Source organism: Streptomyces sp. KMM 9044, from assembly GCF_024701375.2.
Classification (GTDB): Bacteria; Actinomycetota; Actinomycetes; order Streptomycetales; family Streptomycetaceae; genus Streptomyces.
Genome location: NZ_CP113910.1, coordinates 2,434,445 through 2,461,355, shown reverse-complemented (window position 1 = coordinate 2,461,355; position 26,911 = coordinate 2,434,445). Strand labels below are relative to the sequence as shown.

24 protein-coding genes and 1 pseudogene are annotated in these 26,911 nt (G+C 72.4%); 13 read left to right on the top strand and 12 right to left on the bottom strand.

Annotated elements, in window-relative coordinates:
- Positions 1–61: 61 nt before the first annotated feature.
- From HUV60_RS10855 to HUV60_RS10845, 3 genes are all read left to right on the top strand, one after another.
- Positions 62–2,206: a trypsin-like peptidase domain-containing protein gene (locus HUV60_RS10855; protein ID WP_269441169.1), complete on the top strand. Its 2,145-nt coding sequence runs from the start codon at positions 62–64 to the stop codon at positions 2,204–2,206.
- Positions 2,207–2,425: 219 nt separating this feature from the next.
- Entirely contained in the window at positions 2,426–2,875 is a 450-nt protein-coding gene (locus tag HUV60_RS10850) for a sec-independent translocase (RefSeq protein WP_257847629.1), read from the top strand.
- A gap of 247 nt (positions 2,876–3,122) precedes the next feature.
- Positions 3,123–3,800, top strand: a complete 678-nt coding sequence (locus HUV60_RS10845; RefSeq protein ID WP_257847630.1) for a hypothetical protein — start codon at positions 3,123–3,125, stop codon at positions 3,798–3,800.
- Between the two features lie 145 nt (positions 3,801–3,945).
- Here the strand turns inward: HUV60_RS10845 and HUV60_RS10840 are convergent, their stop codons facing one another.
- The 3 genes from HUV60_RS10840 to HUV60_RS10830 are packed head-to-tail and all read right to left on the bottom strand — an operon-like array spanning position 3,946 to position 7,154.
- On the bottom strand, positions 3,946–5,079 hold the full coding sequence (locus HUV60_RS10840; protein WP_257847631.1) for an Mrp/NBP35 family ATP-binding protein: 1,134 nt from the start codon (positions 5,077–5,079) through the stop codon (positions 3,946–3,948).
- A 43-nt stretch (positions 5,080–5,122) separates the two neighbouring features.
- Positions 5,123–5,755 carry a DUF1003 domain-containing protein gene (locus HUV60_RS10835; RefSeq protein WP_257847632.1) on the bottom strand — a complete coding sequence of 211 codons (633 nt, stop codon included), beginning with the start codon at positions 5,753–5,755 and terminating at the stop codon, positions 5,123–5,125.
- The gene (locus tag HUV60_RS10830) at positions 5,745–7,154 is read right to left on the bottom strand and encodes a magnesium transporter MgtE N-terminal domain-containing protein (protein WP_257847633.1); all 1,410 of its coding nucleotides are present in this window, start codon (positions 7,152–7,154) and stop codon (positions 5,745–5,747) included. Before HUV60_RS10830 ends, HUV60_RS10835 begins: the two co-directional genes overlap by 11 nt.
- 260 nt (positions 7,155–7,414) lie before the next feature.
- On the opposite strand from HUV60_RS10830, the gene HUV60_RS10825 reads away from it, so the two are divergent.
- Complete coding sequence (locus tag HUV60_RS10825; protein WP_257847634.1) at positions 7,415–8,197, top strand: hypothetical protein; 783 nt, start codon at positions 7,415–7,417, stop codon at positions 8,195–8,197.
- A 21-nt stretch (positions 8,198–8,218) separates the two neighbouring features.
- Here the strand turns inward: HUV60_RS10825 and HUV60_RS10820 are convergent, their stop codons facing one another.
- Complete coding sequence (locus tag HUV60_RS10820) at positions 8,219–8,740, bottom strand: hypothetical protein (protein ID WP_257847635.1); 522 nt, start codon at positions 8,738–8,740, stop codon at positions 8,219–8,221.
- 78 nt (positions 8,741–8,818) lie between these two features.
- Positions 8,819–9,937: a magnesium and cobalt transport protein CorA gene (locus HUV60_RS10815; RefSeq protein WP_257847636.1), complete on the bottom strand. Its 1,119-nt coding sequence runs from the start codon at positions 9,935–9,937 to the stop codon at positions 8,819–8,821.
- A gap of 579 nt (positions 9,938–10,516) precedes the next feature.
- Between HUV60_RS10815 and HUV60_RS10810 the strand changes: the two genes are divergently transcribed.
- The 4 genes from HUV60_RS10810 to HUV60_RS10795 all read left to right on the top strand — a co-directional run bounded on the left by HUV60_RS10810 (position 10,517) and on the right by HUV60_RS10795 (position 13,797).
- Positions 10,517–11,101, top strand: coding sequence for a suppressor of fused domain protein (locus tag HUV60_RS10810; protein WP_257847637.1), 585 nt, complete (start codon positions 10,517–10,519; stop codon positions 11,099–11,101).
- A gap of 228 nt (positions 11,102–11,329) precedes the next feature.
- Positions 11,330–11,974 carry a DUF6758 family protein gene (locus HUV60_RS10805; protein ID WP_257847638.1) on the top strand — a complete coding sequence of 215 codons (645 nt, stop codon included), beginning with the start codon at positions 11,330–11,332 and terminating at the stop codon, positions 11,972–11,974.
- Positions 11,975–12,139: 165 nt separating this feature from the next.
- The gene (locus HUV60_RS10800; RefSeq protein WP_257847639.1) at positions 12,140–12,997 is read left to right on the top strand and encodes a PHP domain-containing protein; all 858 of its coding nucleotides are present in this window, start codon (positions 12,140–12,142) and stop codon (positions 12,995–12,997) included.
- 194 nt (positions 12,998–13,191) lie between these two features.
- Positions 13,192–13,797 carry a MarC family protein gene (locus tag HUV60_RS10795; protein ID WP_257847640.1) on the top strand — a complete coding sequence of 202 codons (606 nt, stop codon included), beginning with the start codon at positions 13,192–13,194 and terminating at the stop codon, positions 13,795–13,797.
- 112 nt (positions 13,798–13,909) lie between these two features.
- Here the strand turns inward: HUV60_RS10795 and HUV60_RS10790 are convergent, their stop codons facing one another.
- Positions 13,910–14,086 carry a hypothetical protein gene (locus tag HUV60_RS10790; RefSeq protein ID WP_257850308.1) on the bottom strand — a complete coding sequence of 59 codons (177 nt, stop codon included), beginning with the start codon at positions 14,084–14,086 and terminating at the stop codon, positions 13,910–13,912.
- Positions 14,087–14,289: 203 nt separating this feature from the next.
- Here HUV60_RS10790 and HUV60_RS10785 point away from each other — a divergent pair, with 203 nt between their 5' ends.
- A complete protein-coding gene (locus HUV60_RS10785) occupies positions 14,290–15,183 on the top strand; it encodes an NYN domain-containing protein (RefSeq protein ID WP_257847641.1) in 894 nt (297 codons plus the stop codon).
- Here HUV60_RS10785 and HUV60_RS10780 read toward each other — a convergent pair.
- Positions 15,180–16,082 carry an alpha/beta fold hydrolase gene (locus HUV60_RS10780; protein WP_257850097.1) on the bottom strand — a complete coding sequence of 301 codons (903 nt, stop codon included), beginning with the start codon at positions 16,080–16,082 and terminating at the stop codon, positions 15,180–15,182. The two genes, HUV60_RS10785 and HUV60_RS10780, sit on opposite strands and share 4 nt — an antisense overlap.
- Positions 16,083–16,299: 217 nt before the next feature.
- Positions 16,300–18,765 carry a DEAD/DEAH box helicase gene (locus HUV60_RS10775; RefSeq protein WP_257847642.1) on the bottom strand — a complete coding sequence of 822 codons (2,466 nt, stop codon included), beginning with the start codon at positions 18,763–18,765 and terminating at the stop codon, positions 16,300–16,302.
- A 476-nt stretch (positions 18,766–19,241) separates the two neighbouring features.
- On the opposite strand from HUV60_RS10775, the gene HUV60_RS10770 reads away from it, so the two are divergent.
- A complete protein-coding gene (locus HUV60_RS10770; RefSeq protein WP_257847643.1) occupies positions 19,242–19,997 on the top strand; it encodes a ferritin-like domain-containing protein in 756 nt (251 codons plus the stop codon).
- A gap of 84 nt (positions 19,998–20,081) precedes the next feature.
- Here the strand turns inward: HUV60_RS10770 and HUV60_RS10765 are convergent, their stop codons facing one another.
- From HUV60_RS10765 to HUV60_RS10750, 4 genes are all read right to left on the bottom strand, one after another.
- Positions 20,082–20,351: a hypothetical protein gene (locus HUV60_RS10765; RefSeq protein WP_257847644.1), complete on the bottom strand. Its 270-nt coding sequence runs from the start codon at positions 20,349–20,351 to the stop codon at positions 20,082–20,084.
- 317 nt (positions 20,352–20,668) lie between these two features.
- The gene (locus tag HUV60_RS10760) at positions 20,669–20,896 is read right to left on the bottom strand and encodes a DUF3107 domain-containing protein (RefSeq protein ID WP_030220063.1); all 228 of its coding nucleotides are present in this window, start codon (positions 20,894–20,896) and stop codon (positions 20,669–20,671) included.
- A gap of 168 nt (positions 20,897–21,064) precedes the next feature.
- Positions 21,065–21,709, bottom strand: a complete 645-nt coding sequence (locus HUV60_RS10755; protein WP_065002280.1) for a TetR/AcrR family transcriptional regulator — start codon at positions 21,707–21,709, stop codon at positions 21,065–21,067.
- A gap of 227 nt (positions 21,710–21,936) precedes the next feature.
- The gene (locus HUV60_RS10750; protein ID WP_257847645.1) at positions 21,937–22,164 is read right to left on the bottom strand and encodes a hypothetical protein; all 228 of its coding nucleotides are present in this window, start codon (positions 22,162–22,164) and stop codon (positions 21,937–21,939) included.
- Between the two features lie 200 nt (positions 22,165–22,364).
- On the opposite strand from HUV60_RS10750, the gene HUV60_RS10745 reads away from it, so the two are divergent.
- From HUV60_RS10745 to HUV60_RS10735, 3 genes and pseudogenes are all read left to right on the top strand, one after another.
- On the top strand, positions 22,365–23,438 hold the full coding sequence (locus tag HUV60_RS10745; protein ID WP_257847646.1) for an alpha/beta fold hydrolase: 1,074 nt from the start codon (positions 22,365–22,367) through the stop codon (positions 23,436–23,438).
- 8 nt (positions 23,439–23,446) lie between these two features.
- Entirely contained in the window at positions 23,447–24,916 is a 1,470-nt protein-coding gene (locus tag HUV60_RS10740; protein ID WP_257847647.1) for a DUF3152 domain-containing protein, read from the top strand.
- A gap of 182 nt (positions 24,917–25,098) precedes the next feature.
- Positions 25,099–26,649, top strand: a pseudogene (locus HUV60_RS10735) (DUF3492 domain-containing protein); the annotation flags it as partial.
- Between the last annotated feature and the right edge of the window lie 262 nt (positions 26,650–26,911).

Genomic DNA, 26,911 nt, shown 5'->3' with positions numbered 1-26,911 from the left:
TCCTGCGCGGAGGCGTACGGAGCCACGGAGTCGACGATCTGCGGCCAGCTGTGGGGAGAGCATGAACGAGGGGAAGCCTCCGAAGGCGGGCCCGTCAGGAGAGCAGGAACAGCCGGACGGGCCGGGCGGGGACGGGGACTTCGAGCTGGAGCGCCCGGCGCCGTCGGGCGGCTCCGACGACTTCGAACTCGCGCGGCCCGCCACGCCCCCGGCCGACACGGGGGACGACTACGAACTGCACCGGCCCCCGAGTGCCGGGACGAGGGGGCCCGGCCTGCCAAAGGACGTCGAGCCCGCGGGAGCCATCGAGCCGCGTGAGTCCGGCGTGGCTCCGGAGCCCGCCCGGCCCGCCACGTCCGCCGAGCCTGCCGGGGCCGTCGTGTCCGGTGCCCCCGGCGAGTCCGCGGGAGCCATCGAGCCGCGTGAGTCCGGCGTGGCTCCGGAGCCCGCCCGGCCCGCCACGTCCGCCGAGCCTGCCGGGGCCGTCGTGTCCGGTGCCCCCGGCGAGCCCGCGGGAGCCATCGAGCCGCGTGAGTCCGGCGTGGCTCCGGAGCCCGCCCGGCCCGCCACGTCCGCCGAGCCTGCCGGGGCCGTCGTGTCCGGTGCCCCCGGCGAGTCCGCGGGAGCCATCGAGCCGCGTGAGTCCGGCGTGGCTCCGGAGCCCGCCCGGCCCGCCGGGGCCGGTCTCCTCGGAGGTCGGTCCGAGCAGCCTCGGCCGTTGCACGACCCCGATCCCTACAGCACTCCGCCGTACGGTGAGCCGGGCCCCTGGGCGTCCGCACCCCCGGTTCAGCGCCCGGCGGCAACTCCCGTGCAGGACACATCGGTTCCGGTGCCGTCCCCGGAGCCGGGCGCCCTGCCGCACGGCATGCCCGCGCCCGCTGCTCCCGCTCCCCACGCCCCGGACGCGAGCCACTCCGCAACCGTGCCCGCGCCCGCAGCCCCCGCCGTATTCCAGGCTCAGGACGCTCCGGCGGCGGATGCGCAGGCGCCGGCCGACCCCTGGCGGCGTTACGACCCCTGGGCCGCCGTCGCGGCGAGCGCCCCGTTGCAGCAGACCGGTGGCGTGGTCGCCACGGAGGGGCAGCGGCGCAAGCGGGCCAAAAGGACGCTCGCCGGCTTCGTGCTGGTGGTCGCGCTCGTCTCCGGCAGCGTCGGTGGGATCGTCGGCACCCAGCTGGAGCGCAACGGCGGTGTCGGTTCCGTGGAACTCCCGCAGGCCGAGGGCAAGCCCGCCGGACGGGACCCCGGAAGCATCGCCGGGATCGCCGCGCAGGCCCTGCCCAGCGTCGTCACCCTGCACGTCAGCGGGGCGTCGTCGGCGGGCACCGGCACCGGATTCGTGCTCGACGACCGCGGACACATCCTCACCAACGACCACGTCGTGCAGCCCGCCGGACGCGACGGCGAGATCACCGTGACCTTTCACAGCGGCGACACCGCCGAGGCCACGGTCGTCGGCCGGGACAGCGGCTACGACCTCGCCGTGGTGAAGGTCAAGGGCGTCAGCCGGCTTGCCCCCCTGCCCCTCGGCAACTCGGACAACGTGCAGGTGGGCGATCCCGTCGTCGCCATCGGCGCCCCCTTCGACCTGGCCGGCACGGTCACCGCCGGCATCATCAGCGCGCGCGAGCGCCCCATCACGGCGGGCGGCGGGCAGGGCGACGGCAGTGACGTGTCCTACGTCGACGCCCTGCAGACCGACGCGCCGATCAACCCCGGCAACTCCGGCGGCCCCCTGCTCGACGCCGAGGGCCACGTGATCGGCATCAACTCCGCCATCCGCTCCGCAGGCAGCGGCGGCGGCGAGGCCGGGGGCGGCCAGGCCGGCTCCATAGGCCTCGGCTTCGCCATCCCGGTCAACCAGGGCAAGCGCGTCGCCGAGGAACTGATCAACACCGGCAGGGCGACCCACCCGGTGATCGGCATCACCCTGGACATGGACTACGCCGGCGACGGCGCCCGCGTCGGCGCCAGGGGCAGCGACGGCGGCCCCCCGGTCAGCAGCGGCGGTCCCGGGGACAAGGCCGGGATCAGGGCCGGCGACGTCATCACGAAGGTCGACGGGCAGCGCGTCCACTCCGGTGAGGAGCTCATCGTCAAGACCCGTGCCCACCGTCCCGGAGACCGCCTGGAGCTCACCCTGGAGCGGGACGGCACGGAGCGTGAGGTCTCGCTCGTCCTCGGCTCCTCCGGCGGCGACTAGACAGCAGGACGGCACGGAGCGCGGCAGACACCCGGGCGGGGCGGACAAGGGAAGGCGGACAGCCGGCGAAGACCGTACGTGTCACGCAGCCCGGGGCCCGGCACAGTACCGGTAGCAGGGGGTGGCCGGGTACCGTGGACCCGGCCCGGACCACGGAAGACCGCACGGACGCACTGACCGCCGAGGGCCGAGGGCCGAGGACATCGCAAGGAGCTTCAGGTGTTCAATGACATAGGACCGCTCGAGCTGGTGACGCTCGTCATCCTCGCCGTGCTCGTCTTCGGTCCGGACAAGCTCCCCAAGGTCATTCAGGATGTGACCAGGACGATCCGTAAGATCCGCGACTTCTCGGACAGTGCGAAGCAGGACATCCGCGAGGAACTCGGCCCGGAGTTCAAGGACTTCGAGTTCGAGGACCTCAACCCCAAGACGTTCATCCGCAAGCAGCTGGACAACGACGAGCTGGGGCTTCAGGAGATCCGCAGCGGATTCGACCTGAAGAAGGAGATGGCCGACGTCACGGACGCCGTCCACGGCCGCGCCCCCGAGTCCTCCCAGGCCTCCTCGTCCTCCTCCGCGCCCGCCGTGGGGGGTCGCCTCGACATGACGAAGAAGCCCGAGAAGGCGGCTGTCGACGACCGTCCGCCCTTCGACGCGGACGCCACCTGAGCCCCGCCGGTCCCCTGCGTGGTCGGCCGAGCAGGAGCCGTACATCCTCCGCACGTGACGCGTTTCATACTCCGTCAGGCCCCCGTACGGCCTGAACCGGACGTCCGTGCGGCCCACGTGCCGGGCGGTTTCCCGGCACGTGCCCACGAGGTGGCTATGCTGCCCGAGTTGTTGTGCGGTCCGGACGAGTACGCCCGAAGGGGGGCGGGCCGCCCCCGGTCCGACGAGAGCGAGGAGGCGTCCGGGCATGGAGACGACGAGTCGGGCAGTCGCGCAGGCGTCGGCCGCGGAGGACGGACGACAGGTCTCCTTCGGCCGGCGTACGGTCGACGGCTACCTGAGCGCGCCCTTCCCGTGGTACGGCCTCGACGAGGCGTTCACGGGGCGGCGCTGGCTGATGCAGGTCGGCACCGCGGCCGACGGTGCCGTCGAGCACGGGTCGATCGGGCACGGTGACGAGCCCTCGGTCCGCAGCGAGTACACGGCCCAGGCCGGCCAGGACGCGAAGGAGAAGTTCGCGGTCGCCGTGACGGTGGCCGCGAACCCGGTGCGCCGCAGTGCGGACGGCACCGGTCTGATGGAGGCCACCTCGGTGTCCTCCGCCGCCTGGCTGGCCGGAGTGGGGCTGCTGTCGTTCACCTGGCCGGGCCAGATGGACCACTCCCTGCGCGACGACTGGCTGGAGCAGCAGACGGAGACGGCCTGGGTGCTGGCGGACGACCTCGACGGGCCGGACTGGTCGACGCTGTCCCTCCCCGTGGACGGGGTTCCGGCGCCGTTCCACTACCGGGAGTCCGAGTTCGGCTGGGTGCTCGCGGGATCGACGCGGGCGGGCGTGCACGTCGGCGCGTACGGCCGGGGCATGAGCGCGTACGGCCTGGGTTTCGCCGTGGTCAAGGACATCGCCGCCTACGCGGCGGTCTGAGCCGCGGAGCGCACCACTGCCGCCCCCGTACGGGCGTCCCCGTACGGATGTCCCCCTACGGCGAAGGGCGCCGCCCTGACGGACGGCGCCCCGCAGTACAGCGGACCACGGCCCGCTCACGGCCCCGTACGGGCCCCTGGAGCGCTCAGAACTTGTTCTTCGGCGTGATACCCAGCGCCAGGCCCGCCAGGCCGCGCTGGCGCCCGCCGAGCTTGCCGGCGATCGAGCGGAGTGCCGAACCCGCGGGGGACTCCGGGTCGGACAGGACGACCGGCCTTCCCTCGTCGCTGCCCTCGCGCAGACGCACGTCGATGGGGATGGACCCCAGCACCGGGACGTTCGCGCCCGTGGTCCGGGTCAGTCCGTCGGCCACCGACTGGCCGCCACCGGTGCCGAAGACGTCGACCATCTCACCGCAGTGCGGGCAGGGCAGGCCGGACATGTTCTCGACCACGCCGACGATCTTCTGGTGGGTCTGCACGGCGATGGAACCCGCCCGCTCGGCCACCTCGGCCGCCGCCTGCTGAGGCGTGGTGACGACCAGGATCTCGGCGTTCGGCACGAGCTGCGCGACGGAGATCGCGATGTCGCCGGTACCCGGCGGCAGATCGAGCAGCAGCACGTCCAGGTCGCCCCAGTACACGTCTGCCAGGAACTGCTGCAGCGCGCGGTGCAGCATCGGACCGCGCCACACCACCGGCTCGTTGCCCGGGGTGAACATGCCGATGGAGATGACCTTCACACCGTGCGCGGACGGCGGCATGATCATGTTCTCGACCTGGGTCGGACGCCCGTCGGCACCCAGCATGCGCGGCACCGAGTGACCGTAGATGTCGGCGTCCACGACGCCCACCTTCAGGCCGTCGGCCGCCATCGCCGCCGCCAGGTTCACCGTCACCGACGACTTGCCGACCCCGCCCTTGCCGGAGGCGACCGCGTACACCCGGGTCAGGCTGCCCGGCTTGGCGAAGGGCACCTCGCGCTCGGTCTGGCCGCCGCGCAGGGCGTTCGCCAGCTCCTTGCGCTGTTCGTCGCTCATCACGTCCAGCGTGACGTCGACCCGGGTGACGCCTTCGAGCCGGGAGACCGCGTCCGTCACCCGCTGCGTGATCGTGTCCCGCATCGGGCAGCCGGAGACCGTCAGGTACACGGTGACCGCGACCGCCCCGTCCGCACCGGTCTCCACCGATTTGACCATCCCCAGCTCGGTGATGGGCCGGTTGATCTCGGGGTCGTTCACCGTCGCCAGTGCCTCGCGCACCGCGTCTTCCGTAGCCATGGTGTCGATGGTACGGCGCCCGGTGCGTCTCCCGGTAAGCCCTCTACCGGTCGTCTGCGTCACGTCCCGGAGGCCGTTGCGTCCGCATCGCCGCGATTGCGTCCTGGTGGTCCTGGTGGTCCTGGTGGGCCCGGTGTCCGTTCTGCCGTCCCTCGAGCTCCTTCATCATGTCCTGGAGCTCCGAGCGGATCCAGTCACGCGTCGCGACCTCCCCGAGCCCGATCCGCAGGGCGGCGATCTCCCGTGTCAGGTACTCGGTGTCCGCGATCACCCGCTCGTCCTGCTTGCGGTCCTGCTCCAGGTTGACCCGGTCGCGGTCGTCCTGCCTGTTCTGCGCGAGCAGGATCAGCGGGGCGGCGTACGAGGCCTGGAGGGACAGCATCAGGGTCAGGAAGATGAACGGGTACTCGTCGAAGCGCAGTTCCTCGGGCGCTGCCACGTTCCACACCAGCCACACGATGATGACGACGGTCATCCAGACGATGAACCGCCCGGTACCCAGGAACCGCGCGATCCGCTCCGACAGGCGCCCGAAGGCCTCCGGGTCCCACTCGGGCAGCAGCCGGCGCCCGGGCGGGAGCGGCTGGTCCAGCCGGGGCGTACGCGGCCGGTGGCCGGAGGCCGTGGCTCCCGCGGGCTGACGCTGCTCGCGCACGCCGTCGCGCTCAGGTGCCATCGGTCACCACCCCCTCGTCGCCCCCGACGTCTCTGCCGTCCGCGTCATCGGTGCCGTCCGTCCCGTTCGTGTCCCCTGCGCCCCTCGTGCCCTCCGGGCCCCCGGTGTCGTCCGGGGCGTCGTGGTCCGGGGCGTCGTCGTCGTCCAGATGGAACTCGGTCTCCCGCCAGTCGTCCGGCAGCATGTGGTCCAGTACGTCGTCCACCGTCACCGCGCCCAGCAGCGCGCCCGTCTCGTCGACCACGGGCGCCGCCACCATGTCGTACGCGGCGAAGAACCCGGCGACCACGGGCAGCGCCGCACCCGGCGCCAGCGACTGCAGATCGTCGTCGAGGATCGAGCCGACCAGCGTGTACGGGGGGTCCCGCAGCAGCCGCTGGAAGTGGACCGTGCCCAGGTACTTGCCGGTCGGGGTCTCGTCCGGCGGACGGCACACGTAGATCTGGGCCGCGTGCGCCGGGGACAGGTCCGGGTTGCGGATGCGGGCCAGGGCGTCGGCGACGGTCGCGTCGGGCCTGAGCACGATCGGCTCGGTCGTCATCAGACCGCCCGCGGTGTGCTCCTCGTACGCCATCAGACGCCGCATGTCGGCCGCGTCACCGGGCTTCATCAGGCTCAGCAGCCGCTCCTTGTCCTCCTCGGGCAGCTCGGAGAGCAGGTCGGCGGCGTCATCCGGGTCCATGGCCTCCAGGACGTCGGCGGCGCGCTCCTCCTTCAGCTTGCCGAGGATCTCCACCTGGTCGTCCTCGGGCAGCTCCTCCAGCACGTCCGCGAGGCGGTCGTCGTCCAGGGCGGCGGCCACCTCGGCGCGGCGCTTGGCGGAGAGGTGGTGCAGGACGTTGGCCAGGTCGGCGGGACGCAGCTGCTCGAACGTGGCGAGCAGACTCTCGGCGCCCTGCCCCTGCTCCTCCAGTGAGAACCCGGTGACCGCCGACCACTCGACGGTCAGTGTCTCCCCCCTGCCCCGCCGAAACGTTCCGCCCTTCTTGCCCTTGCGGACGAAGACCCGGTCGATCTCCCATTCCCGGCGGGCCGGCAGCTGATGCACCGACAGGTCCAGGACGGTGACCTCCTCACCGGTCTCCACCAGCGTCACCCTGCGGTCCAGGAGCTCGCCGAAGACGAGCCGCTCGGTGGGCCGCTGCTCGAAGCGCCGGACGTTGAGCACCCCGGTGGTGATGACCTGGCCGGACTGCACGGCGGTCACCCGGTTCATGGGCAGGAAGATGCGGCGCCGGCTGGGGAGTTCGACCACCAGACCGAGCAGCCTCGGCGGACGCCCGCCCACCCGCAGCATGACGACCAGATCGCGCACACGCCCCACCTGGTCACCGGCCGGATCGAAGGTGGCGACACCGGAGATGTGCGAGACGAAGAACCGGGGGGCGCCCGCTGCCATGGCGGCGGCTCCTTTTCGTACGGGGCGGTGCTGCGGTGCCGCCTTGCCTGTGCTGCGTGCTGCCTGCTCTGGCCCTGCCGCTTCTCCCCCGCGTACCGTGCCGGTGGTCCGGATGCCCCGTTCGGGCGGCTTCAGGCTAGCCCGTCCCGACCAGCGGTGCTTCGGGAGCCGGTCCGGACGGACTGCCTCCGAGGGGCCGGTGCGGTCCCGGTAATCTGCGGTACGCCGTTCAGGTCCCCGTCAGAGAGGCAGCGCAACCTGTGACTCCGATCTCCCCGGGCCGTTCCCGCACAGCCACGCTGGCGGGTGCCGTGTGCGTGCTGCTCGTGACCGGAACGGTGCTCACGGGATGCTCCTCCGAGGAGGAAGACCCCCACAAGGGCACCAACGGCGTCGGCAAGCTCTCCGCCGCCGAGATCCAGAACAGGACGCGGACGGCCGCCAAGTCGGTCGACACCGTGCGGCTGCACGGGAACGTGGTCACCAGCGGGCGTACGTACACGCTCGACATGCGCCTCAAGCCCGAGGGCGGCATCGGATCGGTCACCGCCGGCGGGCAGACCTTCCGGCTGCTGAAGGTCGACGACGAGCTCTTCCTGAAGGCCGACGCCAGGTTCTGGGGCCAGGCGGACGGGGGGGCCGGCGAGGACGACGCGAAGGGTGACGGCGCGTCGGACGCGGTGGCGGCCGGCAAGCTCGCCGAGAAGTACGTGAAGGTGCCGGAGGGCGACCCGTCGTACAAGAAGTTCATCGGCTTCGCGGACAAGGACGTTCTCCTCGACAGCCTGCTGACCCTGTACGGCACCCTCGCCACGGACGGTCACCACGAGCAGGACGGCGTCCGCAGCATCCGCGTCACCGGAGACAAGGGCTCCGGCGGCACTCTGGACGTCTCCCTCGAGGGCAAGCCGTACCCACTGCGCATGGTGCGCGCCGGCAAGGCCGGCACCCTCACCTTCTCGGCCTGGGGCGTCGACTTCGCCCTGGAGAAGCCGGCCAAGGACGAGACGCTGGACTACGAGGGGCAGCTCCCGACGTCGTAGGAGGACCGGCACAGCGGCCGGTCAGCGCCGCTTCCTCCGCCCCGCCAGCAGCCGGGGCAGGCCCGCGGGGGCCGGATGCCGGGTCGTCACCGGGGTCGGCAGCGGGGGCTCGGCCAGGGAACCGTCGGGCAGCGGTGCCGTCACCCCGGTCGGCTCCAGGCGCAGGACCCGGCACTCACGCGCCCAGCGACCCGTCATCGCCTCGCCGTCGGGCGCGTTGAGCCGCTTGCCCTTGAGTACGGCGACCGCAGCCTCCCACTCCTCGGAGCCGGACGCCAGCTCCACGACCGTCGCGGCCCAGGAGACCAGCCGGCCGCCCTTGTCCTTGCTGCGCACCGTCACCCCGGCCGGCCCGCCGTCCACCAGCCCCGGCAGCGGCTGCTCGCCGGGACCGTCGCCGACCAGGCACATCGCACCCTCGTGCCACACATGCCACAGCGGCCGGGCCGGGACACCGGGCCCCTGGACCCAGACGAGGCCGGACTTCCTGGTGGCCTCCTCGACGAGGGCCCGGTCGAACAGCGCACTGGTCGCACTTGTCATGGGCCCAGCCTATCCAGGGCCGTGGAGCCGGATCCCGGATCCCGGATCCCGGGGCCCGGTCCCGCTCCGGTGCCGGTGTCAGAGCCAGCCGTTGCGCTTCAGCGTGCGGTGGATGCCCAGGCAGAGGGCGACGGTCACACTGAGGATCACCGGATAGCCGTACTTCCAGTGCGTCTCCGGCATGTAGTCGAAGTTCATGCCGTACACCCCGCAGACCATCGTCGGCACGGCGATGATGGCGGCCCACGAGGTGATCTTGCGCATGTCCTCGTTCTGCGCCACGGAGGCCTGCGCGAGGTTGGCCTGGAGGATGGAGTTGAGCAGCTCGTCGAAGCCGATCACCTGCTCGTGCACCCGGGCCACGTGGTCGGCGACGTCCCGGAAGTACTTCTGGATCTCCGGGTCGACCAGCCGCATCGGCCGCTCACTCAGCAGCTGCATGGGCCGCAGCAGCGGCGACACCGCCCGCTTGAACTCCAGCACCTCACGCTTGAGCTGGTAGATCCGTCCGGCGTCGGTGCCGCGCGGGGTGCCTCCCCGGCCCGGCGAGAACACCTCCGTCTCCACCTCGTCGATGTCGTCCTGCACCGCGTCGGCCACCGCGATGTAGCCGTCGACGACATGGTCGGCGATGGCATGCAGGACCGCCGAGGGGCCTTTGGCCAGCAGCTCGGGGTCCTCCTGGAGGCGGTGCCGCAGCCCCCGCAGGGAGCCCTGGCCGCCGTGCCGGACGGTGATGAAGAAGTCCCGGCCGGTGAAGCACATCACCTCACCGGTCTCGACGACCTCGCTGCTGGAGTTGAGCCGGTCGTGGTCGAGGTAGTGGATGGTCTTGAAGACCGTGAAGAGAGAGTCGTCGTAGCGCTCCAGCTTGGGCCGCTGATGGGCCTGGACCGCATCCTCCACGGCCAGCGGGTGCAGACCGAACTCGCGGGCGACACCGGAGAATTCGTCCTCGGTCGGCTCGTGCAGACCGATCCACACGAAGCCCGAGTCACGGCGCACCAGGCGCATCGCCTCCTGCGGGGTGAGCGGGCTGTCGGTCTCCACGCGCCGGCCGTCGCGGTAGATGGCGCAGTCGACGACCGCGGTGGCCGTCGCCGGATCACGGGTGGTGTCGTACGGGGAGTTGCTCTCCTTGCGCAGCGAGACACGGGAGGGACGGACCACGGCGCGCAGGTCGCGGATCATCGACATGGCGGGCTCCTTCGCGAAACGGGCAACGAAAGGCGCCGGTGCAACGGTGGAACCACTCGGAATGAGGACGTCCTGACCGGAGATGACCCGGCCTCCGGGAAAGCAGGGGCAGAGGATGTTTGGCACGTCCACAAAGCGGGGAGCACCGCATCGTCGCGGTGGCGAGTCTCGTCGCTGATGCAGCTGCTGGGGCAGATCAGACGGGACGAAACGAAAAGCTCTTCCGATGAAGACGCGATAATGCGAGGTGGCAGCCGGAACGGAGCGGCTACATCAACGAGTGGAAGAGCGGGTGCTACTGCACGGTCGACTTCGGTCCATGCCAGCCCCACCTCCTCCGGCCGGTCCCCCGTGAGGGACGATTCTGATCCCCTGTGGGGGAATTCCCCCACAGGGGAGGGTCACAGCGGTACCGGGGCTCCGGCGGACTCTCCCAGTGCCCTGAAAATGCCCTGACGGGCCTGGGCGTTGCCTGGGAGGCCTACTGCGTGCTGCCCCGAACCACCGGGCCACACTAGCAGCCGGCCGCTGTGTCAAGGCGCCGCTTCGCCTGCTGCCGACGAGTTCTATGCTCGCCGCATGGCAGATGTTCTTCCTCTGGTCGAAGCCCGGTTGCGTACGGCTCTGGGCGAACCGGACGCACGCGCGGCGGTCACCTTCCTGGGTACGGACCGGGTCGAGGTGTTGCGCTTCCAGGAGGGCGACATCGTGCGCTACGCCACCCTCGGCATGTCCACGCTGCCCATGGCCGACCCCACGGCGGTGCTCGCGGACCCGGTCGAGGGCCCGCGCGCGGAACTGGTGCTGTCGGTACGGACCGGTCCCGCCGACACCGACAAGGTGCTCCGCCCGCTCGCCGTGCTCGCCGCGTCCCCGCAGGTCGAGGGCGTGGTCGTGGCCCCCGGTGCTTCACTCGACGTCGGTGAACCGCTGTGGCCCGGGGCCCCGTTCACCTCGGTACTGGTCGCCGAGCCGGGCGGTCTGGTGGAGGACCTGGAGCTCGACGAGCCCATGGAGCCCGTACGGTTCCTGCCGCTGCTGCCCATGACGCCGAACGAGGCCGCCTGGAAGCGGGTGCACGGCGCCCAGGCTCTTCAGGAGCGCTGGCTGGCCCGGGGGACGGACCTGCGGCACCCCGCCCGCGCCTCCGTCGCGCTGGACTGAACGGCTCCCCGGCGGGGCGGGCGGTCGCTCGCCGGAGTGAGCAAGCTCACCTGTGCCGACCCGTCAACGTCGAGCTGTGACGCCCCAGTTGGCGAGGGAAGCGCGGCCTGAGGTCAACCGGGAGCGCGATCGCGGGCGGGCGGGCCTCGGCCGTGGTGGGTGACCGGTTCGGTCCGAACGGGTGATCGTCCTTGACGTGGCGGTGCGAGGGTAGGACCGTGGGGCCCTATGAGAGGCGAACCCAGTTGCCCGAAGTGTGGTGGCCGGGTCAGGGCTCCCGGCCTCTTCTCCGATGCCTGGCAGTGCGATGCGCACGGCACCGTGCATCCGGTCCAGCCCGTGATACCGCCGAGCGTCGAGGCTCTCGACGTCGTCGTACACCGTACGCGGGTGCCGGTGTGGATGCCGTGGCCGCTGCCGGTGGGCTGGCTGTTCAGCGGTGTGGCCAGCGCCGGTGACGACCGCAGCGGCGGCCGTGCCAGCGCCGTCGCGTGCACCGGACCCGGGCCGCTCGGCGGCATGGGCGAGCTGATCCTGGTGGCCGAGGAACTCGGCGTCGGACTCGGCGCGCGGTACGCGGGCGTCGAAGGTCCGGACCCGGGGCCGTATCTGGACGTCGAGAAGCCCGCCGACACCAAGGTGCTGGCCGCCGGCCGCCCGACCCCGCTCTGGCACGTCTCCAAGACACCGGACGACCGGGCCGTCTTCGCGGGCGAGGCGCTCGGGATGTGGCTGTGGGCGGTGGTGTGGCCCGAGCGGTCCGGGCTCCTGATGTACGACGAACTGGTCCTCACCGACCTGCGGGACGCCGGGGCCGAAGTGGAGCTGGTGCCCTGCGGTGCGCTGTCGCCGCGGCTGATGGAGGCGCCGTGATCCGTGGCGGCGGGAGGGCCGGAGGGGCGCGTCGAGGTGGAGTGCGTGGACGGAGGAGTGCGTGTGTAGGGGGCGCGGGACGAGTTCGGGTGTGACGGTAGCGTGCGGGAGTGCGGTTATCCTGAACCGTCCCCGTCCGCCCGCCACCGCTTGGAGCCACGCGTCGTGCGCATCGATCTGCACACCCACTCCACCGCGTCCGACGGTACGGACTCCCCGGCCGAGCTGGTGCGAGCGGCGGCCGCCGCCGGTCTCGACGTCGTCGCGCTGACCGACCACGACACCACCCGCGGACATGCAGAGGCCCTCGCCGCACTCCCCGCGGGGCTCACGCTGGTGACCGGTGCCGAGCTCTCCTGCCGCTACGCCGGCACCAGCATGCACATGCTGGCCTACCTGTTCGACCCCGAGGAACCGGCGCTGCTCGCCGAGCGTGAGCTGGTCCGGGACGACCGGGTGCCGCGGGCCCGGGGCATGGTCGCCAAGCTGAACGATCTGGGGGTGCCCGTCACCTGGGAGCAGGTCGCGCGGATCGCCGGCGACGGCTCGGTGGGCCGCCCGCACATCGCCACGGCACTCGTCGAGCTGGGTGTGGTGGAGACGGTGAACGACGCGTTCACCCCGCAGTGGCTGGCCGACGGCGGCCGGGCCCACATGGCGAAGCACGAGACCGACCCCTTCGAGGCGCTGCGCCTGGTCAAGGGAGCGGGCGGGGTGGCGGTGTTCGCCCACCCGGCCGCGGCCAAGCGCGGTCGGACCGTGCCGGATTCCGCCATCGCCGAACTGGCCGAGGCCGGCCTCGACGGCATCGAGGTCGACCACATGGACCACGACCCCGACACCCGGGCGCGGCTGCGGGGCCTCGCGAAGGAACTGGGGCTGCTCGTGACCGGGTCCAGCGACTACCACGGCAGCCGGAAGAGCTGCGTGCCCGGCGAGTTCACCACGGACCCCGAGGTGTACGGCGAGATCACACGCCGTGCGGCCGGCGCGTTCCCGGTGCCGGGGGCCGGCGGCGCCTGAGCCGCCCGTCCGTACGCCCTTGGGCTTCGCCCCGGCAGGGGCGGCGCACGCTTTCCCCCCGCGCCTTCCCGCTCCTTGAGGCTCCCCGTTCCGAGCCCGTGCATCGAGCACGTCTGCGCGCGCGTCCTTCCGGTGCCCCCGGCTCGCCGCTCCCGCCACCCCTCTCCCCTCATTCGTTTCACAGCAAGGCAGTCATGTTCGACGTCGCCGTCTTCGGCTCCCTCTTCCTGACCCTCTTCGTCATCATGGATCCCCCCGGGATCACCCCGATCTTCCTGGCCCTGACCGCGGGCCGGCCCGCCAAGGTGCAGAAGCGGATGGCCTTCCAGGCCGTCTGCGTGGCCGGTGGCGTGATCGCCCTGTTCGGGCTGGTCGGGCAGCAGATCCTCGACTACCTGCACGTGTCCGTGCCCGCGCTGATGATCGCGGGCGGGCTGCTGCTCCTGCTGATCGCGCTCGACCTGCTCACCGGCAAGACCGACGAGCCCCAGCAGACCAAGGACGTCAACGTCGCCCTGGTCCCGCTCGGCATGCCGCTGCTGGCCGGGCCCGGCGCGATCGTGTCGGTCATCCTCGCCGTGCAGAAGGCCGACAGCGGCACGGCCCAGGTGTCGGTGTGGGCGGCGATCCTCGCCATCCACGTCGTGCTGTGGCTGGTGATGCGGTACTCGCTGCTGATCATCAGGGTCATCAAGGACGGCGGGGTGGTCCTGGTGACGCGGCTCGCGGGCATGATGCTCTCCGCGATCGCCGTCCAGCAGATCATCAACGGGGTCACACAGGTGATCCAGGGCGGTTGACCGTGTCGCCCGCGCGACGCCGGACGGCAGCGCACGGGACGCACGAAACCCCCGTGGCCGGCGACGGCGGTACGGGGGCTCCGGAAGGCCGGTGCGCTGCCGGTGTCCTGAGTTATGAGGCCGGTGTGTCGGCCGGGCGGATCCACAGGCGCTGCCCGATGGCGGCGGCCTGCTGCACGATGTGGTTGACGGAGGCGGCGTCCACGACGGTGGTGTCCACGGCGGTGCCGTCGATGTCGTCGAGTCGCATGATTTCGAAGCGCAGGGGCTTCTCCCTTCGTCCGGGCATCCTCCTGAAGGAGAACTACTGGGGTGGTCGGCCACGGTCCGGAACGGCCCGTGTTCCATCCGCTCTCAACGAGTTGCCCCCTACAGACATTCCCTACGCTAAAGAAATTCTTCGATCGGCTAAATAATGACGAGTAGGGGTTTCGCAGGAGACCGACCGGGACCGGTTGTGTTCGCACAGTGACCGCCGGGACAATGGAAACGATGAACGACGACCTGGCGGACCTGAACTCCCGTATCGACCGCACGAACGAGCTGCTCCAGCGCATGCTCGCCGAGGTGGCGAAGACGCCCTCCACCCACGCGATCTTCGTCGACGCGGGCTACCTGTACGCGGCGGCGGGGCGGCTGGTGGCCGGGACGGAGGACCGCCGGGCCTTCGACCTCGACGCCGAGGGACTCATCGACGCGCTCATCGACCGGGCCCGCACCATCTTCGCGGACAGCAGACTGCTGCGCGTCTACTGGTACGACGGCGCCAGGCGCCGTATCCACACCGCCGAGCAGCAGACCATCGCCGAGCTCCCCGACGTCAAGGTCCGCCTGGGCAACCTCAACGCCAACAACCAGCAGAAGGGCGTCGACTCCCTGATCCGCTCCGACCTGGAGTCACTGGCCCGGCACCGCGCCATCAGCGACGCGGCCCTGCTGGGCGGCGACGAGGACCTGGTCTCGGCGGTCGAGGCCGCCCAGGGGTACGGCGCCCGGGTCCACCTCTGGGGGATAGAGGCCCCTGATGGCCGCAACCAGGCCGAGCCCCTGCTCTGGGAGGTCGACAGCCAGCGCACCTTCGACCTCGACTTCTTCAAGCCGTACGTCTCCCGGCGTACGGGCCCCATGTACGAGCCCGCGACGGGCCGGCCCGCCCGCGAGGACGTCCGCTTCGTCGGCGCGCAGATCGCCGCGAAGTGGCTCTCCGAACGCGGGCGGGACTCGCTGGTGGAACTACTGCCGGGCCGCCCCTATCTGCCCGGCTCGGTCGACCAGGACCTGCTGGTGGAGGCCGAAGGGCTGCTGCAGTACTCCCTGCGCGGACAGGCCGACCTGCGACGCGCCCTGCGCGACGGCTTCTGGGCCCACCTCCAGGCGCAGTACTAGGAGAGGGGCCCGGTGCCGGTGGCGTTGTCGGCGGGGCGGGCCTGGAGGCCGTCCCAGAAGTCGGCGAGGGCTTGCGCGGTGGGCTCGGGCCGGTCGGCGGCGGGGGAGTGCTCGGCCCCCGCGACGACCGTGCGGTGCGCGTTCAGGCGTACGGCCATGGCGTCGAGGTCCGCCACCGGCCAGGTGTCGTCGTACGCGCCCGACAGCACGTGGAACGGCAGCGGTACGGCGGCCAGTTCGGCGACCAGATCCGGCTCCGCGCACAACTGCCGCCCCGTAGCAAGGAGCTGAGCGGGGCTGGTGCCCAGCCAGCGGCGGCGCAGATGCTCCTGGCCCCCGATCCCGCGCGCGGGTCCGCCGACCTCCTCCGGTGGGCCCAGGGCCAGGACCGCATCCCAGCACTCCGCCATCGTCTTGTGGGAGAGCGCGTCCCGCAGCAGCTTCACGCGCTGTTCCTGGGAGACCGAGATCCGGGCGGGACCGGACGAGATCAGGGTGAGCGAACCGAAAGGCGAGAGGTCCTCGAGCAGCGCAGCACGGGCGATCTGGCCGCCGAGCGAGTGTCCGACCAGATGCAGTGGTACGTCCGCTCCGCGCGGACCGCCGAGCGCCTCCGCCTGCGCGAGCACGTCCCGCGCCAGTTCCGCCCGCGCGTACGCGGACTCGTCGTCCAGGGGCCCGTCCGACTCGTACTGCCCCCGCCCGTCCACGGCGACGCTGCGGTACCCGCGTGCGGCGAGCGGTCCGTGCACCAGCGTGAAGTCCTCCTTGCTGCCCGTGAACCCGGGCAGCGACAGCACGACCCCCTTCGGCTCGATCCCGTCGGCCGGCGGCACGTCGACGACGGCGAACTCCCCACGGGCGGTGCGGAGCCGGTAAGCCCGAGCACCGGCCGGCAGCGTGGAGAAGGGAGGGGAGGAAGGGGAGGGAGGGGAGGGGGCAGGGGAAGCGGAAGGAGCGGAAGGAGGGGAAACGGGGGAGGGGTGGCTGGTCACGGGGTGAGGGTAGCGGGCGCCGGGGCGCGGACGGGGCGCGGACGGGGCGCCGGGCGACGCCGACGGCCCGGCCCCCACACCTCTGTGGGGGCCGGGCCGTCGGCGTCGCCTCTGGTGGGCGTCAGGCCTCCGTGGACTCCACGGGGGCCGTCGCGGCGGTCTTGCGGGTGCGCCGGGGCTTGGCCGCCACGGCTGCCTCCGGCTCGGTCTCGGACGCAGCCTGGGCCGGGATACCGGCGGTGTCCGCGGTGGCCTTGCGGGCGCGGCGGCGGGGCTTGGTCTCGACAGCCTCGACAGCCTCAGCAGTGTCGACGGTCTTGTCGGCCGCCGCCTTCCGGGTGCGCTTGGGCTTCGCCTCGGCCGTGGTGACCGTGGTCTCCGGCGAGGCTTCCGGCTGCTGCGTGGCGGTGGCCGCCTTGCGGGTGCGGCGGACCCGGGGCTTGGCCTCGGTGGCCTCGGCCGTGTCCACAGCCGTCTCCGCCGTCGCGGCGGTCTTGCGGGTGCGCCGGGGCTTGGCCGCCACGGCTGCCTCCGGCTCGGTCTCGGACGCAGCCTGGGCCGGAATACCAGCGGCCGTCGCGGTGGTCCCGGCGGCCTCGGCCGTCGCGGTGGCCTTGCGGGTGCGGCGGCGGGGCTTGGCCTCCGTGCCTTCGGCGGTGTCGAGCACGGCCTCGGCAGCCTCGGGGGCCCTGGCCACGCTCTTGCGGGTGCGGCGCGGCTTGGTCTCCACCGGCTCCGGGACGGATGCGGCGGTCGCCTCGGCCGTGTCCGCCACTGCCTCGGCAGCCGAAGACGCAGTCGCGGCCGCGGACTTGCGGGTCCGGCGACGGCGCGGCTCGGCGGCGGGGGCCTCGGGCTCCCCGGTCACCGGGGCCGTCCCGGTCGGGGCGGTGCTCCCGGCCGACGGGGCGACGGCGACCGCCACCGCTGCGTCGGCCGCGGAGTCGACGGCTTCCGGCTCCGCGGACCTGCGGGAACGGCGGCGGCGCGACTTCGACGGGACCTCGCCCGACGGGGCATCGAGGGCCTCCAGGGCCATTGGCGCGTGGCCGGTCGTGCCCTCCGCCGTCGCGACAGCGGCCTCGGCGGACTCGACCGCGGTCACCGGGGCCGTCGTCGCCTCGGCCGCGGCCCCACCGCGCATACGGCGACGGCGACGCGGGGTGCGGGAAGCGGTGCCGGCCTCCGTCTCACCGGTGCTTTCACCGGTGCCCTCGACGGCCGGGACCGCCGGCTGCCGCGCCGACTCGCTCAGCGGCGTACCGCCACGTGTGCGGCGACGGCGGCGCGGCGTACGGGCCAAACGCTCGTGATCGGCGGACCGGGAGTCGCCCCGGTTGCTGCGGTCGGCCCGGTCGTTGCGGCCACCGCGTCCGCGTGGGCCACCACGGCCGCCCGGCTCGCCCAGGTCCTCCATCTCCTCCGCGTCGAGCCCGGCGCGGACGCGCTCCGAACGTGGCAGGACCCCCTTCGTGCCCTCGGAGATGCCGAGGTCGGTGAACAGGTGCGGGGAGGTGGAGTACGTCTCCGGCGGGTCGCCGAAGCCCAGGTCCAGCGCTTTGTTGATCAGCTGCCAGCGCGGGATGTCGTCCCAGTCGACCAGCGTGATCGCCGTACCCTTCGCCCCCGCGCGGCCGGTACGGCCGATGCGGTGCAGGTACGTCTTCTCGTCCTCGGGGGACTGGTAGTTGATGACGTGCGTGACGCCTTCGACGTCGATGCCGCGGGCGGCGACGTCGGTGCAGACGAGCACGTCCACCTTGCCGTTGCGGAACGCGCGCAGCGCCTGCTCGCGGGCGCCCTGGCCGAGGTCGCCGTGGACCGCGCCGGAGGCGAAACCGCGCTGCTTGAGCTGGTCGGCGAGGTCGGCGGCGGTGCGCTTGGTGCGGCAGAAGACCATGACCAGGCCCCGGCTGTCCGCCTGGAGTATCCGCGCGACCATCTCGGGCTTGTCCATGTTGTGCGCGCGGTAGATGAACTGCGTGGTGTTCGCGACGGTCGCGCCCTCGTCGTCCGGCGCGGTGGCGCGGATGTGCGTGGGCTGCGACATGTAGCGGCGGGCCAGCCCAATGACCGCGCCCGGCATCGTCGCCGAGAACAGCATGGTCTGGCGGCGGGCCGGAAGCAGGTTGATGATCTTCTCGACGTCGGGCAGGAAGCCCAGGTCGAGCATCTCGTCGGCCTCGTCGAGGACGAGGGCCCTGACATCCTTCAGGTTCAGCTTCTTCTGCCCGGCCAGGTCGAGCAGCCGGCCCGGGGTGCCGACGATCACGTCGACGCCCTTCCTCAGGGCCTCGACCTGCGGCTCGTAGGCCCGTCCGCCGTAGATCGCGGTGACGCGGACGTTGCGCACCTTGCCTGCGGTCAGCAGGTCGTTGGTGACCTGCGTGCACAGCTCGCGGGTGGGGACGACGACGAGCGCCTGCGGCGTGTCCGTGAGGTCCTCGGGCTTCGCGCGGCCCGCCTCCACGTCCGCGGGGACGGTCACGCGCTCGAGGAGCGGAAGGCCGAAGCCCAGCGTCTTGCCGGTACCGGTCTTGGCCTGGCCGATGACGTCCGAGCCCGACAGGGCCACGGGGAGCGTCATCTCCTGGATGGGGAAGGGGGTGATGATGCCGACGGCTTCAAGGGCTTCGGCGGTCTCGGGGAGAATCCCGAGCTCTCGGAACGTAGTCAGGGTGCTGCCTCTTCTGTGTGCGCGGTGCGAGGCGAGCGCGGGGGGTCGTCTATGGACCGTGCCGGGGACGTCGGCTGCCTTACGGGGATGCCGTAGGGCACGGGACCACTGCCGACGCTCTAGCGCTCGTACCGCTGAGGGTCCCTCCGATCGTCGTACGCAAGGTGCCGTACGGTCAGGGAGAGCGGTCGGGGCGGAGCCGATCGGGCCTCCGACCGGGCATCCTCATGCATGCGCCCTGTCGACTACCTCAAAGTAGTCGACAGACGCATTACCACCATACCTCGAATTCGTGCACACGCCATGGCCGATTTGGTCACGTAGTCGTCATCACACGTGCTGACCAGCGCCTTACGGCCCGGGACAAGCGGGCTATTGTGCGGATTATGACGAGCTCTGACATGCCCGACCACGTCGAGGCCACCCCCGACACCCCCGCCGCGCCGACCGGCGTCGCCGCCATGGACTGGGCGGCCGCCTCCGCCGACCCGCAGTACCGCGCCGCCGTCGTGGACCTGCTCGGCGCGCTCGCGTACGGGGAGTTGGCGGCGTTCGAGCGGCTCGCCGACGACGCCAAGCTGGCGCCCACGCTGGAGGACAAGGCGGAGCTGGCGAAGATGGCGTCGGCCGAGTTCCACCACTTCGAGCGGCTGCGCGACCGGCTGGCCGGGATCGGCCAGGAGCCGACCGTCGCGATGGAGCCGTTCGTGGCCGCCTACGAGGGCTTCCACAAGCAGACGGCGCCCTCCGACTGGCTCGAGGGGCTGGTCAAGGCCTACGTCGGCGACTCGATCGCCAGCGACTTCTACCGGGAGGTCGCGGTCCGGCTGGACTCCGACACCCGCGCGCTGGTGCTGGGCGTGCTCGACGACACCGGGCACGGCGGGTTCGCCGTGGAGAAGGTGCGCGCGGCGATCGACGCGGACCCGCGCGTGGGCGGGCGGCTCGCGCTGTGGGCGCGGCGGCTGATGGGTGAGGCGCTGTCCCAGTCGCAGCGGGTCGTGGCCGACCGGGACGCGCTGTCGACGATGCTCGTCGGCGGTGTCTCGGACGGCTTCGACCTCGCCGAGGTCGGCCGGATGTTCTCCCGGATCACCGAGGCCCACACCAAGCGGATGGCGGCCCTGGGCCTGGCGGCCTGAGAATCGTCCGGCTCGGCCGGGCTCCTGGGGGCTCCGCGGGGCTCCAGGACGGGAGGTGCCGGCGGGGCCGGTTTCGGCGGCCGGTCAGGCGGTCGCCGACCGGCCGCCGAGTCCGCCCGCAGGGCGCAGCAGCAGCGACAGCGACGCCACGGAGACGATCGCCGCCCCGAGCAGGACCGTCAGCAGGCGGTCCGCGTCCAGCGCGCTGTGCGTGAGGAACGCGCCGAACAGGGCTCCGGCCACACCGGTCGACAGGACCAGGGTGCGGGCGGGGAGGCGGTGCGGCAGGCGGCGCGTGGCCACCCATGCCAGAGCCAGGCCGAGGATCGCTGAACTGAGCGCTTCCAAGAGCATGTTCGGGGTCCCTCCCACAGGGCCGGCCTGCTCACATCGGTCGTAGCCCGTCTACCCCTGACCTGCGGATTCCAATCCTTCCCTGCACAGGGAGCCCTGTCTCGTCCGTGAAGAGCGAAGACGGCGGTGGACGGCAGGGGAGCGGCGGGGTGCGCGGGGGTGAACGGCAGGGGGGGGAGAAGCCGAACGGAGCAGACGCGGAGAGCGGAGCGCCGGAACATCCGGGGTGCGGAACGCGGGCATGGAAGGGCCCGGCGGCTCGAGGTGCCGAGCCGCCGGGCCCTTCCGTGCTTGTCGGCGTGTCTGCCGGCCGTCGCCTACAGCGCGCCGAAGCCCACCTTGCGCGGGGCCGGCTCGCCGATCTCGATGTATGCGAGACGGTCGGCCGGGACCAGGATCTTGCGGCCGTGCTCGTCCACGAGACTCAGCAGCTGAGACTTCCCGGCCAGCGCCTCGGCCACCACACGCTCGACCTCCTCGGCGCTCTGACCGCTCTCCAGAACGATCTCGCGGGGCGCGTGCTGCACGCCGATCTTGACCTCCACGGCTATGTCCCTCCGACGGTCAGTGAAGTGCGCGACCTTCCGCGCCGTACCCAGCACACATTAGCCCGGTGAGGCGATGTGCACGCTCAGCCCCCGCAACGCCAGGAGCGAACAGCGGACGGGAACAAACGGCCCCCCCCGCCCGCCGGCCCCTGCGGCCCGGTGCTGTCAGAGTTGCTGCTCGCTGCCGTGCAGCGGGAATCCGGCGATGCCCCGCCAGGCCAGCGAGGTCAGCAGCTGGACCGCCTGGTCGCGCGGCACGCTGCGGTCGCTGTGCAGCCAGGACCGCGCGACCACCTGGGCCAGACCGCCAAGCCCCGAGGCGAGCAGCATCGACTCCTGGCGCGACAGCCCGGTGTCCTCGGCGATGACGTCGCAGATCGCCTCGGCGCAGTCGTTGGTGACCCGGTCGACCCGCTCACGTACCGCGGGCTCGTTCGTCAGGTCCGACTCGAAGACCAGCCGGAAGGCGCCACCGTCGTCCTCGACGTACGCGAAGTAGGCGTCCATGGTCGCCCGTACGCGCTGCTTGTTGTCGTGCGTCGACGCGAGCGCGTGACGCACCGACTGGATCAGCGACTCGCAGTGCTGGTCCAGCAGCGCCAGATACAGGTCGAGCTTGCCCGGGAAGTGCTGGTAGAGCACCGGCTTGCTGACGCCCGCCCGCTCGGCGATGTCGTCCATCGCCGCCGCGTGGTAACCCTGCGCGACGAACACTTCCTGGGCGGCGCCCAGCAGCTGGTTCCGTCGGGCACGGCGCGGCAGGCGTGTACCCCTCGGGCGCACGGTCTCTGTCTGCTCGATGGCTGTCACGCCGCCTCCCATTGTCGTCCACATGCGGTGTGAGCCGCGCCGTCATCGTACTTTTCGGTAACCGTGCTGTGCGCGGTGAGAGCGCAGAATTTCACGGACCGGACGACACCGAAAGCCGTACGGACGGTTTCAGAAGCTGTCAGAGAGGGCAAGGCGATGCCTCGCTTCCGCGTGGAACCCTCCCGTGGAGTCGCCCTTCGGCGGCCTCCACGGCTCCCTCGGCGCCGTCACCGGTAGTCGTCCTCGTCGAGGGAGACGACCCTGGCCTGCTCGGCGAGGTCCGCCTCGTTGGCGCGGTCGATGTCGGCGTCGGTCAGCGGCTCGTCACGGTCCGGGGCGAGGGCCGCGCGCTGCTCGGCCGCGTCGGCCTCCGGCGCCTCGACGCCGTACCCCAGGTCTTCGCGGGCGTCGTCGGCTTCCTCGAACGTCTCGGGATCGGTGGGATCCGGTGCCATGGCTGGGCTCCCTTCCTGCGAACGGCCCCGCACCGTGCGGGGGCCACATACGGGTGCCCCCGGTTCGAGCCGGGGAGACACCCGATCCGGACGCCGTACGATCCGCGACCGGAACGTGACGCCGTGTGCACGCGGCGGGGCGGCGGACCTGTGACCGCCGACACATGAGCCCCGGCGTGATCGTCTCGTAATATTGCCGCATGCCTTCGACCGACCTGCCGTCCGTGCCGCCCACGACCGTTCTTTCCGAAGCGGCTGCCGTGAGGGTCGCCGAGGGTGAGCGTCTCAGGTCGGTCGAACTTCCGGGCCTCACCCTGTCCGTGCGGTCGAGACCGCCCACGCGCGAAGGTCTCCCGCCCGCACTCCACATCCACGGGCTCGGGGGGTCGTCGCAGAACTGGTCGACGCTGATGCCCCTCCTGGAGGACGCTGTTCACAGCGAGGCCGTCGACCTTCCCGGCTTCGGCAGCTCGCCGCCGCCGGACGACGGCAACTACTCGATCCCGGCGCACGCCCGCGCGGTGATCCGCTATCTCGACGTGGCCGGGCGCGGCCCCGTACACCTCCTGGGCAATTCGCTCGGCGGCGCGGTCGCCACCCGTGTCGCCGCCGTACGCCCCGATCTCGTCCGGACGCTCACGCTCGTGTCACCGGCCCTTCCCGAACTGCGCGTACAGCGCACCGCCGTGCCGACGGGACTGCTGGCGGTGCCCGGGGTGGCCCCGCTGTTCACCCGGATCACCCGGGGATGGTCGGCGGAGCAGCGCGTCCGCGGCGTCGTGGCGCTCTGCTACGGGGATCCCGGGCAGGTGGCACCGGAGGCGTTCCGCCACGCCGTGCAGGAGATGGAGCGGCGGCTGCGGCTGCCGTACTTCTGGGATGCCATGACCCGCTCCGCGCGGGGCCTCGTCAACGCGTATACTCTCGGCGGTCAGCACGGGCTGTGGCGCCAGGCCGAGCGGGTGCTCGCGCCGACCCTGCTGCTGTACGGCGGACGGGACCAGCTCGTCGGCTTCCGGATGGCCGGGCGCGCGGCCCGCGCGTTCCGGGACTCCAGGCTGGTCACCCTGCCTGATGCGGGGCATGTGGCGATGATGGAATACCCCGAGGCGGTGGCCGCTGCGTTCCGTGAACTCCTCGCGGATGCAACGGATTCGGCGGAGGAGGGGGATACTTTGGAGCCGGGCGCGAAGGGCGCCCCGGGCTCGACCGCCGGTATCGCCGCGGACGGGACCGCCGCCGGCGGGTCAACCGCCGACAACGCGAGGGGCTGAGGCACGACGTGGGACGCCACAGCCGCCGTGGACCCGCGCCCAAGGACGACGCCCGCCCGGCGCGGGGTACGACGCCCCCGGGGCAGGGGGCGGCCTCCGGCGGAACCGGTGCGTACGGCCCACCCACCCACCCCGCCCCGCCCGGCCCGTACGGCTCACCCGGGCAGGCGGCGCGGGGCGACGGCATACCCGCGGGGCCCGGAACCCCGGCCCACGGAGCGCACCGCTTCCCCGACGGCACGCCCGCCCATGGCTTCCCCCGCCTGCCCGACGGCGCTCCCGCGCACGGCGTTCCGGGAGCTGGCCGTGGCGGCGGCCACCCCGAGCAGCGGGAACCCGGCGGTGGCTGGGGAGAGGTGGGGGGACGTGGCGCGAGTGCCGGGTCGGCCGACAGGGCCCTCCCCCTGCCGGGACAGCGCCAGGCGCCGCCCGAGCAACCGGGCGGGCGACAGGGGCCGCGGCAGGACTACCTCGACGCCTTCGGCGAGGGCGACGACGTCTTCGCGTCACGTCGGACCGCCACGGCCCGCCCGGCCTCCGGCGCGGACCGCGCACACCCCGCAGACCCTTGCGCCGCCGTCACGGACCGGAGCTCCGCCCCGGCCGCGGGGGACCCGGTCGGCCCCGACGACGACGCGCCGCCCACCGGCGCGCCGGAGCAGGGCAAGGGCGCCAAGGGGCGTGCGTTCGCCGGAACCGCGGCCGCCGCCGTCACCACCGTGCTGGCGATCGTCGTGGCCGGCCAGGTCGCCGACGAACGCGACGGTTCCGACGGCCTTCAGTCGCAGTCCGCCCCCGAACAGGCGGCGCGCGACGTCCGGGACCCCGGCGTGAACGGGGGCGCGGACGACGATCGGGGGACCTCCCGCACCGAGCCGCTGACGTACGCGCAGAAGATGGACAGGAAGTTCCCGCTCAGCGCCACGGCCGAGGGCTCGGGGAGGTTCGACGCGATCACCGGCATCGCCGACGGGTCCGGCAAGGGGCAGAAGATCACCTACCGCGTGGACGTGGAGCAGGGACTCGGCCTGGACGGGGCACTCTTCGCCGAGGCGGTGCACAGGACGCTCAACGACAACCGCAGCTGGGCGCACAACGGCGCCCGCACCTTCGAACGCATCCACTCCGGCCGCCCCGACTTCGTCATCACCCTCGCCAGCCCCGCGACGACCGCCGAATGGTGCGCCAAGTCCGGCCTGGACACCACGGTCGACAACGTGTCCTGTGACTCGGCGGCCACCGAACGCGTGATGATCAACGCGTTCCGCTGGGCTCGGGGGGCCGCGACGTACGGCGACGAGCTGCTCGCCTACCGCCAGATGCTGATCAACCACGAGGTCGGCCACCGCCTCGGGTACAACCACGTCACCTGTGACAAGGACGGCGATCTGGCCCCGGTCATGCAGCAGCAGACCAAGTTCCTCGAACACGACGGAATCAGCTGTCGGCCCAATGCCTGGGCGTATCCGAACAGCTGACGGCATCCGATCTCCCAGCGCGACCCAACGCGCTCCACGCGGGAAAGTTACGACCGTTCACCCCTTTTGATGGCGTGACGGACAACCGTCCATCACGCCACCACCTTGTCCGCATACGTTCGTCCCGCTACGAGCCGCCGGGGCAACGGCGGCTCCCCATACGGGAGATCGGGGGTGCACTCGTGCGCATCGGACTACCTACGGAAGGTGACTCTCCGTATGTGAGCGGTGACGCCGGACTCTGGTGCGACCGTCTCGTGCGCGGACTCGGACACCACGAGTTCGACGTCTACGCGTTCAGTCGCAGTGAGGCCCAGGGGGACGAGGGCTGGGTGCCGCTGCCGCCGCAGGTCGGCCGGGTGCGTACCGCGCCGCTGTGGACGGCCGGGGACGAAGAGGTGGTGTACGGCAGGCGCGCGCGCCGGCGCTTCGCCGAGCACTACGGCGAACCCGTCGCCATTCTCTGCGCGTCCGACTCCGCCACGGCGGTCCCGGCGATGACATCCGACGCGGGCCCCGGGGACACCGGAACGGCAGGGACGACCCGTGCCCCGGCCGAGGCGGACCGTTTCGCCGGAGCTCTGTTCGGCCTCACCGAACTCGCCCGCGACGAACTCGCCCGCGACGAACTCGCCCGCGACGAACTCGCCCGCGACGAACTCGCCCGCGACGAGGGCGGTCTCATCGCCGCCCTCCGCTCCGAGACCGCCGTACGAGCCCTGGAACGCGCCTGTCGTGCGCCCCGCGTGCTGCCCGCCGCGCGGGAGGCCCGGGCGCCGGACCTGCTGGCCGTGGCCGCGCACCTGCACCAGGCCCTGCGCCCCCTCTCCCCCGACTGGTACGGGGAGGACGGGTGCGGCGCGGTCGACCTGTGCCACGCAGCCTCCGGCGGCACGGCCGCCCCGCCGGGTCTGCTCGCCGCCCACTTCTTCGGCATCCCCCTGCTGGTGACCGAGTACGGCGTTCGGCTGCGCACGCACTACCTGATCCGGCCGGACTCCTCGCCCGCCGTCCGGTCCCTGCTCGCGGCCTTCCACGGCCGGCTCGCCACCGAAACCTACCGGCGGGCCGCGTTCATCACCCCGGGCAACTCGCACGCCCGCCGCCGGCAGGAGCGCTGCGGCGCCGACCGGGCCAAGGTCCGTACGGTCCATCCCGGGATGGACGCGGCGCCCTTCGCGGAGACGGGCGGGTCACCGGAGCGCGCCGCCCCGCACACCCTCGTCGGGACCGGCCGGGTGGAGCCCGCCAAGGACCTCGTCTCGCTGCTGCACGCGTTCGCCGTGGTCCGTACGGCCGAGCCCTCGGCCCGCCTGCGGATCATCGGCGGCCCGGCCGGCCCCGAGGGCGCCCCCTCCCTCGGGGCCGGCCGGGACCTGGCCACGCGGCTCTTCCCGGACGGGGCCGAGGACCCACACGCCGACGGCGCCGGTCCGGTGTCCTTCGAGAAGATCGGCGGCCCGGAGCTCACCGGCCCCGCCGACGCGTACGCAGCGGGCGCCGTGACCGTCCTGTCCAGCGTCGTCGAAGGCTTCCCCGCCGGACTCGTCGAGGCGATGTTCGCCGGCCGCGCGACGGTGTCCGCGGACGTCGGCGCCGTGGTCGAGGTCATCGGCGGCACCGGACTCGTCGTACCCCCGCGCCCTCCGCGAGCGCTCGCGGAGGCGTGCGTGTCGCTGCTGCGCGACCCCGAGCGGCGCGTGCGCCTCGGTGCCGCCGCCCGCCCCTCCGCAGACAGGGCCGCTCCCGGACTCCGCGCCGGCTGGGTCGTCCTCACCCTGCTCCCCGGCGCCCTCGGCCTCGCATCGGTGGCCGCTCTGCGCCTCACTCATGGCCAGACCCGCGTCTACGCCGTCTCTGCGGGCGTCCTCGCCATCGCCCTGGCCATGCGCGCGGCCCTGCGACGCGGCAGGCCGCTCGGCACCACGCCCGCCGCGTCCAACCCACCCACCACGGGCCCGGCGGCCTGGACCTGCTGGCTCGTCGGTTACGCCC